This is a genomic window from Enterobacter cloacae complex sp. P47BA (assembly GCF_014930485.1).
GTDB classification, from domain to species: Bacteria; Pseudomonadota; Gammaproteobacteria; order Enterobacterales; family Enterobacteriaceae; genus Enterobacter; species Enterobacter bugandensis.
In genome coordinates, this window is the sequence record NZ_JADBRF010000010.1 from 66,100 (window position 1) to 79,479 (window position 13,380).

11 protein-coding genes are annotated in these 13,380 nt (G+C 56.8%); all 11 read left to right on the plus strand.

The genetic code is table 11. The annotated features are described in order from the left end of the window. The first annotated feature begins 1 nt into the window (after position 1). The 11 genes from pbpC (at position 2) to IM299_RS11930 (ending at position 13,380) form a co-directional block, all read left to right on the plus strand. Positions 2-2,329 (plus strand): peptidoglycan glycosyltransferase PbpC, encoded by a 2,328-nt coding sequence (gene pbpC / locus IM299_RS11880; RefSeq protein WP_193357519.1) that lies wholly within the window; start codon positions 2-4, stop codon positions 2,327-2,329. 88 nt (positions 2,330-2,417) lie between these two features. Further along, positions 2,418-4,796 (plus strand): DMSO/selenate family reductase complex A subunit, encoded by a 2,379-nt coding sequence (locus IM299_RS11885; RefSeq protein ID WP_305038809.1) that lies wholly within the window; start codon positions 2,418-2,420, stop codon positions 4,794-4,796. Further along, positions 4,793-5,422, plus strand: coding sequence for a DMSO/selenate family reductase complex B subunit (locus IM299_RS11890; protein WP_003860631.1), 630 nt, complete (start codon positions 4,793-4,795; stop codon positions 5,420-5,422). Before IM299_RS11885 ends, IM299_RS11890 begins: the two co-directional genes overlap by 4 nt. Then, positions 5,415-6,203 (plus strand): DmsC/YnfH family molybdoenzyme membrane anchor subunit, encoded by a 789-nt coding sequence (locus IM299_RS11895; protein ID WP_193357521.1) that lies wholly within the window; start codon positions 5,415-5,417, stop codon positions 6,201-6,203. The genes IM299_RS11890 and IM299_RS11895 overlap by 8 nt, the downstream gene beginning before the upstream one ends. After that, a complete protein-coding gene (locus tag IM299_RS11900) occupies positions 6,203-7,078 on the plus strand; it encodes a 4Fe-4S dicluster domain-containing protein (protein WP_028014063.1) in 876 nt (291 codons plus the stop codon). Before IM299_RS11895 ends, IM299_RS11900 begins: the two co-directional genes overlap by 1 nt. 123 nt (positions 7,079-7,201) lie before the next feature. Beyond that, positions 7,202-7,633 carry a nucleoside-diphosphate kinase gene (gene ndk, locus IM299_RS11905; RefSeq protein ID WP_003860625.1) on the plus strand — a complete coding sequence of 144 codons (432 nt, stop codon included), beginning with the start codon at positions 7,202-7,204 and terminating at the stop codon, positions 7,631-7,633. 147 nt (positions 7,634-7,780) lie between these two features. Then, positions 7,781-8,947 (plus strand): bifunctional tRNA (adenosine(37)-C2)-methyltransferase TrmG/ribosomal RNA large subunit methyltransferase RlmN, encoded by a 1,167-nt coding sequence (locus tag IM299_RS11910; protein WP_028014062.1) that lies wholly within the window; start codon positions 7,781-7,783, stop codon positions 8,945-8,947. A gap of 291 nt (positions 8,948-9,238) precedes the next feature. Further along, on the plus strand, positions 9,239-10,246 hold the full coding sequence (rodZ, locus tag IM299_RS11915; RefSeq protein WP_041908725.1) for a cytoskeleton protein RodZ: 1,008 nt from the start codon (positions 9,239-9,241) through the stop codon (positions 10,244-10,246). Positions 10,247-10,272: 26 nt separating this feature from the next. Beyond that, positions 10,273-11,391: a flavodoxin-dependent (E)-4-hydroxy-3-methylbut-2-enyl-diphosphate synthase gene (gene ispG, locus IM299_RS11920; RefSeq protein WP_025757688.1), complete on the plus strand. Its 1,119-nt coding sequence runs from the start codon at positions 10,273-10,275 to the stop codon at positions 11,389-11,391. A gap of 80 nt (positions 11,392-11,471) precedes the next feature. Beyond that, on the plus strand, positions 11,472-12,746 hold the full coding sequence (gene hisS, locus IM299_RS11925) for a histidine--tRNA ligase (RefSeq protein WP_028014060.1): 1,275 nt from the start codon (positions 11,472-11,474) through the stop codon (positions 12,744-12,746). Between the two features lie 13 nt (positions 12,747-12,759). After that, positions 12,760-13,380 carry a YfgM family protein gene (locus IM299_RS11930; protein WP_028014059.1) on the plus strand — a complete coding sequence of 207 codons (621 nt, stop codon included), beginning with the start codon at positions 12,760-12,762 and terminating at the stop codon, positions 13,378-13,380.

Sequence of the window (13,380 nt, forward strand, 5' to 3'; positions counted from 1 at the left end):
TATGTTGATAGCGCGTCTGACACGCTCCCGCTGGCTTTGGCTGGCGGGAGCGCTTCTCGTTTTAGGGGGGCTGATTGTCGCCGCCGACCGCCTGTGGCCGCTGCCTCTGAAAGAGGTTAACCCCGCACGAGTTGTGGTGGACGAGAAGGGCGCGCCGCTCTGGCGTTTTGCCGACAGCGAAGGCATCTGGCGCTACCCGGTGACCATTGAAGAGGTTTCTCCCCGTTATATTGAGGCTCTGATCCAGTACGAAGATCGCTGGTTCTGGGAGCATCCGGGCGTAAACCCGCTCTCTGTTCTGCGCGCCGCCTGGCAGGATCTCAGCTCCGGAAGAGTGGTTTCGGGAGGAAGCACGCTTACCATGCAGGTGGCACGCCTGCTGGATCCGCATCCGCGCACCTTTGGCGGCAAAATTCGCCAGCTCTGGCGGGCGATGCAGCTGGAATGGCACCTCTCTAAGCGTGACATTCTTACGCTCTATCTCAATCGTGCTCCGTTTGGCGGCACGCTGCAGGGCGTGGGAGCAGCAAGCTGGACCTACCTTGGGAAACCCCCGTCGCAGCTGAGCTACTCCGACGCGGCGTTGCTGGCGGTACTGCCGCAGGCACCCAGCCGTCTGCGCCCGGATCGCTGGCCCGAGCGGGCCGAAGCGGCACGCAACAAAGTGCTCGATCGCATGATGATTCAGGGCGTCTGGTCAGCAAAGCAGGTGAAGGAGTCCCGTGAAGAGCCGGTATGGCTGGCTCCCCGGCAGATGCCGCAGCTGGCGCCGCTCTTTGCACGCATGATGCTCGGCAAAAGCCGCGACACAAAGATTGTCACTACGCTGGATGCCGGACTGCAACGGCAGCTGGAAGAGCTGGCGATGAACTGGAAATCCCGCCTGCCGGCACGCAGTTCGCTGGCGATGATCGTGGTCGACCATACCGACATGAAGGTGCGCGGCTGGGTCGGCTCGGTGGATATCAATGATGACACGCGTTTCAGCCATGTGGATATGGTTAACGCGATCCGATCCCCGGGCTCGGTATTGAAACCGTTTATCTACGGTATGGCGCTGGATGATGGCCTGATCCATCCCGCCTCTTTGCTTCAGGACGTGCCCAGAAAAACCGGTGATTATCGCCCGGGAAATTTTGACAGCGGGTTCCACGGGCCGGTCAGCATGAGTGAAGCGCTGGTGCGCTCGCTCAACCTGCCAGCCGTCCAGGTGCTGGAAGCCTACGGTCCCAAACGGTTTGCCGGGATGCTGAGTAACGCAGGCCTGCCGCTGATCCTGCCTGCCGGAGCGCAGCCGAATCTGTCGCTAATCCTGGGGGGCGCAGGCGCGAGGCTGGTGGATATCGCCGCCGCGTACAGCGCCTTTGCAAGGCATGGCAAGGCGGGCCGGCTGCGCTTACAGCCGGGCGACCCGCTAACTGAACGCCCGCTGTTATCGCCAGGTTCGGCGTGGATTATTCGCCGTATTCTGGCGAATGAAGCGCAGCCGCTGCCGGACAGTGCACTGCCGCAAATTGCGCCGCTGGCGTGGAAAACGGGCACCAGCTATGGCTACCGCGATGCCTGGGCCATCGGTCTCAATGCCCGGTATGTAATAGGTATCTGGACAGGGCGACCTGACGGCACGCCGGTAGCGGGGCAGTTTGGTTTTGCCAGCGCGGTTCCGCTATTAAACCAGGTGAATAACCTGCTTCAGTCACGCTCGACAATAGACGAGGCCCGCCTGCCGCGCGATCCGCGCCCGGAAAGCGTTGGGCGGGGCGTGATCTGCTGGCCGGGCGGCCAGTCGCTGCCGGAAGGCAGTGAAAACTGTCGGCGTCGTCTTTCGACTTGGCTGCTCGAAGGGAGTGAACCACCCACGCTGCTGCTGCCGGAACAGGAAGGCATTCGCGGCATTCGTTTCCCGGTCTGGCTGGATAAAACGGGCAAGCGTGTGGCGGCAGATTGCCCTGATGCCACAGAAAAAGTTCTCGACGTCTGGCCGCTGCCGCTGGAGCCGTGGCTGCCCGCAGCGGAAAAAAGGGCTGCGCGTCTTCCTGCGAGATCGACGCTCTGCCCGCCGCTGGATAATAACAATGCAGCACCGCTTATGATTTCGGGTATCAGAGAGGGGGCTGTTATTAAGCGACTCCCTGGTGAAGGGAACGTGACGCTATCTGTTATTACGACTGGAGGAGAAGGTGGGCGCTGGTGGTTTTTAAATGGAGAACCGTTAGAAGGCCGCAATAATACTCATTCATTAAAATTATATTTGCCTGGCGAATATCAATTACTTGTAATGGATGACTCAGGACAAACGGCGACGGTGAATTTTGAATTAGACCGTTAAGTGTTACCCCCGAAGAGTTAGTTTGATAATTATCAATATTCGTTCCTGAAAAAAAACGAGAATGCGTTTTTATTTTAAGGAACGAGCAATGAAGAAAAATAAAAATCAGGGAGAGGGGCTTATTCCCGCGCTATCCCGGCGTCATTTTATTCAGGCAGGGTCGGCGCTCGCCGCCCTTCCTTTTGTAGCGACAACAGGTAAAGCACAGGCACAGAGTGCAGCGGCAACACACGCGACGCCTGAAGAAAAAGTGGTGCAAACCTGCAGCACGTTTGACTGCGGCGGTAAATGTGATATTCGCGCTCACGTCAGCGAGGGCGTAGTCACGAGAATTTCAACGCGTCCGGATAATGAACTGGATCCTCAAATGCCTGTTATGCGCGCCTGCGTTCGTGGCCGCGCTTATCGGAAATTTGTTTATCATCCCGATCGGCTTAAATATCCAATGAAACGCGTGGGTAAACGTGGTGAAGGAAAATTCGAGCGTATTACCTGGGATGAAGCCACCACGCTTATTGCGAATCAATTAAAAAAGATTACACAAAAATACGGCGCTGCCTCACGCTATGTGCATGTGGGCACTGCGGTATCCGGCGGAACGTTTTCCGGCGATAAAATGGTTCGTCGTCTGCTCAACTTAACCGGCGGCTATCTTGAAAGCTATCACTCGGTCAGTATGGGCAACACGGCGGCAGCCACGCCGTATACCTACGGCACCGCCGCCAGCGGCAGCTCTCTGGACACGCTGCTGGATACCAAACTGGTCATTCTCTGGGGACATAACCCGACGGAAACGATCTTTGGTCACAGCAACTACTTCTATCAGAAGATGAAGCAAAACGGCACGCGCTTTATCGTTGTCGATCCGCGCTATTCCGATACGGTTTCCTCTCTTGCCGACCAGTGGATCCCGCTGCTTCCCACAACAGACAACGCCCTGATGGACGCCATGATGTACACGATCGTCACGGAGAACCTGCACGATCGCGACTTCATCCAGCGCTATACCCTGGGCTTTGACGAAGCATCCATGCCGGAAGGCGTTCCGGCCAATGAATCCCTGATGGCTTATCTGAGCGGCGCAAAAGATGGCGTGGCGAAAACGCCCGAGTGGGCAGAGAAAATCACCCACGTGCCTGCGCAGACCATTCGTCAGCTGGCGCGCGACTACGCAACCACCAAACCCGCCGCGCTGATCCAGGGCTGGGGACCGCAGCGCCATAACTGCGGCGAGCGCACCGCGCGCGGCTCGACGTTACTGGCAACGCTGACGGGTAACGTTGGGGTGAAGGGCGGCTGGGCGGCAGGCTATGGCGGCTGCGCTAATCGTAAATTTGCTGCCGGGCCGGAGATGCCGGATAACCCGGTAAAAGCCAAAATATCGGTGATGAACTGGGTGCAGGCCGCCGACGATGCCTCTAAGGTCACCGCGGAAGTCGGCCTGAAGGATGCCGAAAAGCTGGACAGCAATATCCGCATCCTCTTCTCGCTGGCGGGCAATTATCTGGCTAACCAGAACCCGGATCTTCATCAGGCGACGCGCGTGCTGGAAGACGAGTCGAAAATCCAGTTTATCGTGGCAAGCGATCTGTTTATGACGCCGAGCGCCCGATACGCCGATCTTCTCCTGCCGGAAACCAGCTTTATGGAACGCTGGAATATTGGCGAAACCTGGGGCACGGCAAGCTATCTGATCCTATCGGAAAAGCTGATTGAACCTGAATTCGAACGCCGTTCAGACTACGACTGGCTGCGGGAAGTTGCTGCTAAGCTTGGCGTCGAACCTGCATTCAGCGAGGGCCGTGACGAAAAAGCGTGGATTGAGCACATCTGGGAGCAGACGCGGCTCTCCATGCCAGATGAAAACCTGCCGGACTTCGCGACGCTACAGAAGACGCGCCAGCATCTTTTCAAAAGCGCGCCGTTCGTCGCTTTTGAAGACAATATTCGCGATCCGCAAAATCATCCGTTCCCGACGCCGTCCGGGAAAATTGAGATCTTCTCGAAGCGTCTGTACGACATGCACCATCCGGAGATTCCGGCGCTGTCGCACTACGTGCCCGCCCACGAAGGGCCGGAAGACGAACTGGCGAAAACCTTCCCGCTGCAGCTGATCACCTGGAAAGGGAAAAACCGTGCTAACTCAACCCAGTACGCCAACCCGTGGCTGATTGAGGCGCAGCAGCAAAAGCTGTGGGTCAACCCGCAGGACGCGCAAAAGCGCGGCATTTCCCAGGGGGATACCGTGCGCATTCATAACGCGCGCGGCATTTGTGAAATTCCGGCTGAGGTCACGCCGCGCATCATTCCGGGCGTTGTTGCCATGCAGGCAGGCGCCTGGTGGCAGCCGGACGAACAGGGCGTCGATAAAGGCGGCTGCGCGAACGTGCTCAGCTCTGCCCGTATTACCGCGCTTGCGAAAGGGAATTCCCATCAAACCATGCTGGTGGAGGTAGCTAAAGCATGAGTCAGTTTAAACACTACGCGCCGGTGAGCGATAAACAGTTGGGTTTCTATATTGACTCTTCCCGCTGCTCGGGCTGCAAGGCATGCCAGGTGGCGTGCAAAGACAAAAACAACCTTGAGGTCGGACGTCGTTTCCGTCGCGTATACGAAGTCAACGGCGGGAATTTCATCCCAACCGGGCAGGGCGGCGTCAGCAACAACGTTTTTGCCTACACGCTCTCTATTTCCTGTAACCACTGTGCGGACCCGATCTGCACCAAAAACTGCCCGACCACCGCAATGCACAAGCGTCCGGGCGACGGCATCGTGCGCGTCGATACGGACAAGTGCGTTGGCTGCGGCTACTGCGCGTGGTCTTGCCCTTACGGCGCGCCACAGCTCAACGAGCAGACCGGGCAGATGTCCAAATGCGATTTTTGCGTGGATCTGCAGGCAAAGGGCGAGCAGCCCGTCTGCGTGGCAACCTGTCCGCTTGAGGCGATCAAATTTGGGCCTATTGATGAACTTCGGGCGAAATACGGTGCGGTATGCGATGTGAAGGGCTTGCCTGATTCCTCGATTACAAAACCGAACCTGGTGATCAAAGCGCATCAGGGCGCAGAGAAAGAGGGGAAACGTCATGCATGAGTTACCGCTGCTGATTTTTACGCTGTTCCTGCAGGGATCGGTTGGCGTGACGCTCTGGCTGGCGTTCGGGGGAGCGCATACTACACCGCGTAGCGCGCTGCTGCCTGCCGCTGGGGCGTTTGTGCTGGCGAGCCTGGGGCTGCTCGCCTCAGCGCTGCATATGGGCTATCCGCTCAACGCCCTTAACGCGCTACGCCACGTCTCCAGCTCGTGGCTGAGCCGCGAGATTATCTTCGCCAGCCTTTACCTGGCGGCGCTTGGCCTCACCGTGCTGCTGATGTTTTCCAATAAGCCAGGCTGGAAGCTGCTTTTGGCCGTGGCGGGTCTTGTCGGGCTGGTGGACATGTTCTGCATGGCACAAATCTACATGCACGCGTCCGTGGTGACCTGGAAGCACATTAACACGCTGGTACTGTTTATCGGCTCGGTGGGTATCATCGGTTCAGCCTGCATGGCAGTTGGGATGCGTTCCCAGACTACCCTGCGTGCGGCGGTTGTCATTATCACGCTGGTGGTGCTTGTGCGTCTGGTGATGCAGCCCGTCTGGCTGGCAGACATCACTGCCATGGACAATACCGTGGTGACGTTCCCTCACGCACCGCTACGGATGCTCGAACAGCTGCGCGCGGTACATCTGCTGAGCTGGTGCGTGTCCGTTGCAGGTATGCTCTGCTTTGCTGCGGGCGGCCTGAAAGCGGCGCGCGGCACGCTGCTGCTGGGCAGCGCCTTGCTGATTGTGGGTGAGCTGATGCTGCGCTTCGTTTTCTTCAGTATTGGCTGATGGGCAGATTGACGTTTGCCCCGGCGATGGACGTGACGCATGCGTGCGTCCGTCGCCGTTTTCGCCACGCTTCCTGCTGCGCCTGCGCGGACGTTTGTCCAGCGCAGGCTTTTTCTTTTACGGAAACCGGCGTCTCGGTTGATGAAAATCGCTGTATTGAATGCGGTGACTGCCTGTTCGTCTGCCCCTCCGGGGCCATTACCGGCATCGCGCCGCGAAAGCGATTTCTGCGTGGAGATACCCTTGTTGGGCCTTTTACTGAACGCGCACCTGGGGTGAATGAGCTGCTGCTGTGGCACGCGCAACGCCAGGTTCGTTTTATCAGTATCGACGCAGAGCAATACCCTGACTGGCTGCTGGCGCTTGCCCGGCTTAACCTTGCGCTTCGTCGCCGTGGTGAAGCGGAGTGGGGGTTTAAGCTCATACCGATCGGCGAGGTGAATATCGCTCGTCGTGCGCTGATGCACGTTCCCCGCGAGGATGTAAAAGCCTGTCGCGTTTCCCCGGGGCCGCGGGAGCTGCGCAGGGCATTCTCGACGTTTAGCGAGTCAGATATCGCACTCGATATTAATAAGTGCGTGCTGTGCGGTGCGTGCTGGCGAAGCTGCCCGGAAAACGCGATTCGGTTTGAGAACGCCGCGCTGGTGGTGGAGACCGGGCGCTGTACCGGCTGCGGTGGCTGTGAAGCAGTATGTCAGCACGAGGCGATAAACGTCGCAGAAACAGATGGACCGGCAAAAAACGTGGCCACTCCCGCATATAAAGCAGTTTGCCTGACGTGCCAGCGCCAGTTCTGGTCATTTACGCCTGATGAAAAGCAGTGCCCGCTCTGTTTACGCCATCAACACGGTATGCGAAATCCTGCCTGTTGCTAATCTTCGTCTCATTTTAAAAAAATGTTATGCAGAACCATAGGCAATGGCGCTATTGCTCTTTATAATCCGCGCCACACCATACTCAGGTATGCAAAACAACAGAACATTTTACAGAGGTTATCAATGGCTATTGAACGTACTTTTTCCATCATCAAACCAAACGCGGTGGCAAAAAACGTTATTGGCAGCATCTTCGCTCGCTTTGAATCAGCAGGGTTTAAGATCGTTGGCACCAAAATGCTGCACCTGACCGTTGAGCAGGCTCGCGGCTTCTACGCTGAGCACGAAGGTCGTCCATTCTTTGACGGCCTGGTGGAGTTCATGACCTCCGGTCCAATTGTGGTCTCCGTGCTGGAAGGCGAAAACGCAGTACAGCGTCACCGCGATCTGCTGGGTGCAACCAACCCGGACAACGCGCTGGCAGGTACCCTGCGCGCTGACTACGCGGACAGCTTCACCGAGAACGGCACCCACGGTTCCGACTCCGTTGAGTCTGCCGCGCGCGAAATCGCGTTCTTCTTCGCTGAAGGCGAAGTGTGCCCGCGCACTCGCTAATAATTTCGTAAATGCCGCGTGCAAACGTGGCATCCCTGCGCCAGACTTTGTACAATGCAACGCCCCGGACGAGCAGACTGCTTACCGGGGCGTTTCTTTTCAACCCACCAAGGGCCACAACGTGTAACAACGAGGCCGGAAAAAATTATGTCTGAACTAGTGAATACCTCCGAAGTCGCCATTCCTGCGGTTCCCAATAAAAATGGAAAAATTAACCTGCTGGACCTGAACCGTCAGCAGATGCGCGAGTTCTTTAAAGATATGGGTGAGAAGCCCTTTCGTGCCGATCAGGTAATGAAATGGATGTACCACTACTGCAGCGACAACTTTGATGAGATGACCGACATCAACAAAGTGCTGCGCAACAAGCTCAAAGAAGTGGCCGAAATCCGCGCGCCGGAAGTGGTGGAAGAGCAGCGCTCGGCAGACGGCACCATCAAATGGGCGATTGCCGTAGGCGATCAGCGCGTTGAAACCGTCTACATCCCGGAAGACGATCGTGCCACGCTGTGCGTCTCTTCTCAGGTGGGCTGTGCGCTGGAGTGCAAATTCTGCTCTACGGCTCAGCAAGGTTTTAACCGTAACCTTCGCGTGTCTGAAATCATCGGTCAGGTCTGGCGCGCCGCGAAAATCGTGGGTGCAGCAAAAGTGACCGGCACGCGTCCGATCACCAACGTGGTAATGATGGGGATGGGCGAACCGCTGCTGAACCTGACCAACGTGGTGCCGGCGATGGAAATCATGCTGGATGACTTCGGTTTTGGCCTGTCCAAGCGCCGCGTGACGCTGTCTACCTCAGGCGTTGTGCCTGCGCTGGATAAGCTCGGCGACATGATTGACGTTGCGCTGGCTATCTCCCTGCACGCGCCAAACGATGAAATTCGTGACGAAATTGTACCGATTAACAAAAAGTACAATATCGAAACCTTCCTCGCTGCCGTGCGTCGCTACCTGGAGAAATCCAACGCAAACCAGGGCCGCGTCACCATCGAGTACGTGATGCTGGACCACGTCAACGACGGTACTGAGCACGCGCATCAGCTGGCTGAACTGCTGAAGGATACGCCATGCAAAATCAACCTGATCCCATGGAACCCGTTCCCGGGCGCGCCGTATGGCCGTAGCTCGAACAGCCGTATCGACCGTTTCTCCAAGGTGCTGATGGAGTATGGTTTCACCACCATCGTGCGTAAAACCCGCGGTGATGATATTGATGCTGCATGCGGACAGTTGGCCGGTGACGTCATTGACCGTACCAAACGTACCCTGCGTAAACGCATGCAGGGCGAGACCATTGCGGTTAAAGCTGTTTGATTATTATGCATCACGGCGCATTATCTACGCTGTGATGCATAATCTGACTGAATAATCAGTCAGATTCGTGACGTTTGATTAATAATTACGGTGCGTTTCATATGAGTTTCGGGCAGTATGTAACGACGTAACAACAGTTTAGCCACGCGGGCAGAGCTGCACTGTCATCTACCGGCTGACAGTCTTATACTGTCTGTTCAAGGTTAACTGACCTGAAGTTTCGCGGTGCGGGCGGCATTGTGACTCACCGGCACCTGAACCCTTTTTTTCACGTACCAGTAGTTGTAGCGAATGAATACTGAAGCCACTCACGACCAACATGAAGCACTCTCCACTGGCGTTCGTCTTCGCAACGCCCGTGAACAACTCGGACTCAGCCAGCAAGCTGTTGCAGAACGCTTGTGCCTGAAAGTTTCCACGGTTCGCGATATTGAAGAAGATAAGGCGCCTGCCGATCTGGCTTCAACATTTCTGCGCGGCTATATCCGCTCTTACGCAAAACTGGTGCACATCCCCGAAAACGAATTACTGCCAATGATGGAGAAGCAGGCACCGGTTCGTGCAGCAAAAGTTGCCCCGATGCAAACTTTCTCCCTGGGGAAACGTCGTAAAAAACGTGATGGCTGGCTGATGAGCTTTACCTGGCTGGTGCTGTTTGTTGTTGTCGGCCTGACTGGCGCATGGTGGTGGCAAAACCACAAGGCGCAGCAGGAAGAGATCACCACTATGGCCGATCAATCCTCCGCTGAACTCAATCAGGCGAGCAATAGTGGTGCCCAGAGCGTTCCGCTGAACACCGACGGTGCGGCGGCCTCAAGCGAGCCGCAAACAACGGCTCCGGCAACCGATGCAGCACAGGCTCCGGCCGCAACGGCGAACACCGCTGCGCCTCAGGCTCAGGATCAAAACGCGGTCGTCGCCCCTTCTCAGGCAAATGTCGATACTGCGGCGAACGCCCCTGCACCGACTCAGCCGGCGAACAACGCCGCGGCGTCCCTGCCGACCGACCCGGCGGCAACCGCCGCGCCAGCCGCCGATCCAAACGCGCTGGTGATGAACTTCACGGCCGACTGTTGGCTGGAAGTGACTGACGCGACAGGTAAAAAACTGTTCAGCGGCCTGCAGCGGAAAGATGGCACGTTAAACCTAACGGGTCAGGCACCTTACAAACTTAAAATCGGCGCTCCGGCAGCGGTACAGATCCAGTATCAAGGAAAACCTGTCGACCTGAGCCGCTTTATCAGAACTAACCAGGTTGCACGTCTTACCGTTAATGCCGAACAATCAGCAGCACAGTAACAGACGGGCAACGCGGGAGATTTTTCATGCATAACCAGGCTCCGATTCAACGTAGAAAATCGAAACGGATTTACGTTGGGAATGTGCCAGTCGGCGATGGGGCACCTATCGCCGTCCAGTCGATGACCAATACGCGCACCACGGATGTGGAAGCAACGGTCAACCAAATCAAAGCATTAGAGCGTGTAGGCGCGGACATTGTTCGCGTCTCAGTGCCCACGATGGATGCCGCTGAGGCGTTCAAGCTGATCAAACAGCAGGTCAGCGTGCCGCTGGTTGCAGATATCCACTTCGACTACCGTATCGCGCTGAAAGTTGCTGAATACGGCGTTGATTGCCTGCGTATTAACCCGGGTAACATCGGCAATGAAGAACGCATTCGCATGGTGGTTGACTGCGCCCGCGACAAAAACATTCCAATCCGTATCGGCGTGAACGCCGGCTCTCTGGAAAAAGATCTGCAGGAAAAATATGGCGAGCCAACGCCGCAGGCGCTGCTCGAATCCGCCATGCGTCACGTCGATCATCTGGATCGTCTTAACTTCGATCAGTTCAAGGTCAGCGTAAAAGCCTCTGACGTTTTCCTGGCCGTTGAATCGTATCGCCTGCTGGCAAAACAGATCGACCAGCCTCTGCATCTCGGGATCACCGAAGCGGGCGGCCTGCGTAGCGGTTCGGTGAAGTCTGCGATCGGCCTGGGCCTGCTGCTCTCCGAAGGGATCGGCGACACCCTGCGCGTCTCGCTGGCGGCGGATCCGGTAGAAGAGATCAAGGTCGGTTTCGATATTCTGAAATCGCTGCGTATCCGCTCGCGTGGGATCAACTTCATTGCCTGCCCAACCTGCTCGCGTCAGGAATTTGACGTGATCGGCACGGTGAATGCCCTGGAGCAGCGTCTGGAAGACATCATCACCCCGATGGATGTCTCCATCATCGGCTGTGTCGTGAACGGTCCGGGTGAAGCGCTGGTCTCAACCCTGGGCGTAACCGGCGGTAACAAGAAAAGTGGTCTCTATGAAGATGGCGTTCGTAAAGATCGTCTGGATAATAGCGACATGATTGACCAGCTTGAAGCCCGCATCCGCGCCAAAGCCGCGATGATGGACGAGACACAGCGCATCAGCGTTCAGCAGGTTGAAAAATAACGTGATGGGAAGCGTGCCGCTTCCCATGTATGATTGAACCCATTCTTTGGGTTTTTTTTGTATATAGAAAGAGAATAAACGTGGCAAAAAACATTCAAGCCATCCGCGGCATGAACGATTACCTGCCTGGCGAAACCGCCATCTGGCAGCGCATTGAAGGCACGCTGAAGCAGGTGCTCGGCAGCTACGGTTACAGCGAAATCCGTTTGCCGATTGTAGAGCAGACCCCGTTATTCAAACGCGCGATCGGTGAAGTGACCGACGTGGTTGAAAAAGAGATGTACACCTTTGAGGACCGCAACGGCGACAGCCTGACCCTGCGTCCGGAAGGTACGGCGGGCTGCGTACGCGCCGGCATCGAACATGGTCTTCTGTACAATCAGGAGCAGCGCCTGTGGTATATCGGCCCGATGTTCCGCCACGAACGTCCGCAGAAAGGTCGTTATCGCCAGTTTAACCAGCTGGGTGTGGAAGTCTTTGGCCTGCAGGGCCCGGACATCGATGCCGAACTGATTATGCTGACCGCCCGCTGGTGGCGCGCCCTCGGTATCTCTGAGCACGTTTCGCTGGAACTGAACTCAATCGGTTCTCTGGAAGCGCGCGCTAACTACCGCGATGCGCTGGTGGCGTTCCTGGAGCAGCATAAAGAGAAGCTGGACGAAGACTGCAAACGTCGCATGTACAGCAACCCGCTGCGCGTGCTGGATTCCAAAAACCCTGATGTTCAGGCACTGCTGAACGATGCCCCTGCGCTGGGTGACTACCTGGACGACGAGTCTCGCGAACACTTTACCGGCCTGTGCAAGCTGCTCGAAGCGGCGGGCATTGCCTACACCGTGAACCAGCGTCTGGTGCGCGGTCTGGACTACTACAACCGCACCGTGTTTGAGTGGGTAACCACCAGCCTCGGTTCTCAGGGCACCGTGTGTGCCGGCGGCCGTTATGACGGTCTGGTTGAGCAACTGGGTGGCCGTGCGGCGCCTGCGGTTGGCTTCGCGATGGGTCTTGAGCGACTTGTTTTGCTGGTTCAGGCAGTTAATCCGGAATTTAAAGCAGATTCCGTTGTCGATATATACCTGGTGGCTTCAGGCGCGGAAACGCAGTCTGCGGCGATGCAGCTTGCCGAACGCGTGCGCGATGCGCTGCCGGGCGTTAAGCTGATGACCAACCATGGCGGCGGCAACTTCAAAAAACAGTTTGCTCGTGCCGATAAGTGGGGCGCAAGTATTGCACTGGTGCTGGGCGAGTCCGAAGTGGCTAACGGCGAAGTGGTAGTAAAAGACCTGCGCTCTGGTGAGCAGACAACGGTAACGCAGGACGGCGTTGCGGCGCACTTGCGCACTCTATTGGGCTAAGGAGAAAGACGGCGTGGAAATGTACGAGAACGAACACGATCAGGTCGACGCGATTAAACGCTTCTTTGCTGAAAACGGCAAAGCGCTGGTTGTTGGGGTTATTTTAGGTGTGGGTGCGCTGGTGGGCTGGCGTTACTGGAACAACCATCAGGCGGATTCCGCGCGCGGCGCGTCCCTGTCCTATGAAAATACCGTTAGCGCGATTCGTGCCGACCAGCCGCAAACGCTGGCTGCGGCAGAGAAATTTGCCGCTGACAACAAAAACACCTACGGTGCGCTGGCAGCGCTGGAAGTGGCTCAGCAGTACGTTGATAAAAACGAACTGGATAAAGCCGCTGCTCAGCTGTCTCAGGGCCTAGCTGCTGCCAGCGATGAAAACCTGAAAGCGGTGATCAATCTGCGCCTGGCACGTATTCAGGTTCAGCAGAAAAAAGCTGACGACGCGCTGAAAACGCTCGATACCATCAAAGGCGAAGGTTTTGCTGCCATCGTTGCCGATCTGCGCGGTGAAGCACTGCTGAGCAAAGGTGACAAAGCGGGCGCGCGTAAAGCGTGGCAAGCTGGCGTAGAGAGCAAAGCGTCACCTGCGCTGAGCGAAATGATGCAGATGAAAATAAATAATTTGTCCGTCTGA

Bases quoted from the DNA above. Each gene is read 5' to 3' on its own strand.
- ispG (WP_025757688.1), top strand. From the start codon at position 10,273: ATGCATAACCAGGCTCCGATTCAACGTAGAAAATCGAAACGGATTTAC.
- IM299_RS11885 (WP_305038809.1), top strand. From the start codon at position 2,418: ATGAAGAAAAATAAAAATCAGGGAGAGGGGCTTATTCCCGCGCTATCC.
- pbpC (WP_193357519.1), top strand. From the start codon at position 2: ATGTTGATAGCGCGTCTGACACGCTCCCGCTGGCTTTGGCTGGCGGGA.
- ndk (WP_003860625.1), top strand. From the start codon at position 7,202: ATGGCTATTGAACGTACTTTTTCCATCATCAAACCAAACGCGGTGGCA.
- IM299_RS11895 (WP_193357521.1), top strand. From the start codon at position 5,415: ATGCATGAGTTACCGCTGCTGATTTTTACGCTGTTCCTGCAGGGATCG.
- IM299_RS11890 (WP_003860631.1), top strand. From the start codon at position 4,793: ATGAGTCAGTTTAAACACTACGCGCCGGTGAGCGATAAACAGTTGGGT.
- IM299_RS11900 (WP_028014063.1), top strand. From the start codon at position 6,203: ATGGGCAGATTGACGTTTGCCCCGGCGATGGACGTGACGCATGCGTGC.
- IM299_RS11910 (WP_028014062.1), top strand. From the start codon at position 7,781: ATGTCTGAACTAGTGAATACCTCCGAAGTCGCCATTCCTGCGGTTCCC.
- rodZ (WP_041908725.1), top strand. From the start codon at position 9,239: ATGAATACTGAAGCCACTCACGACCAACATGAAGCACTCTCCACTGGC.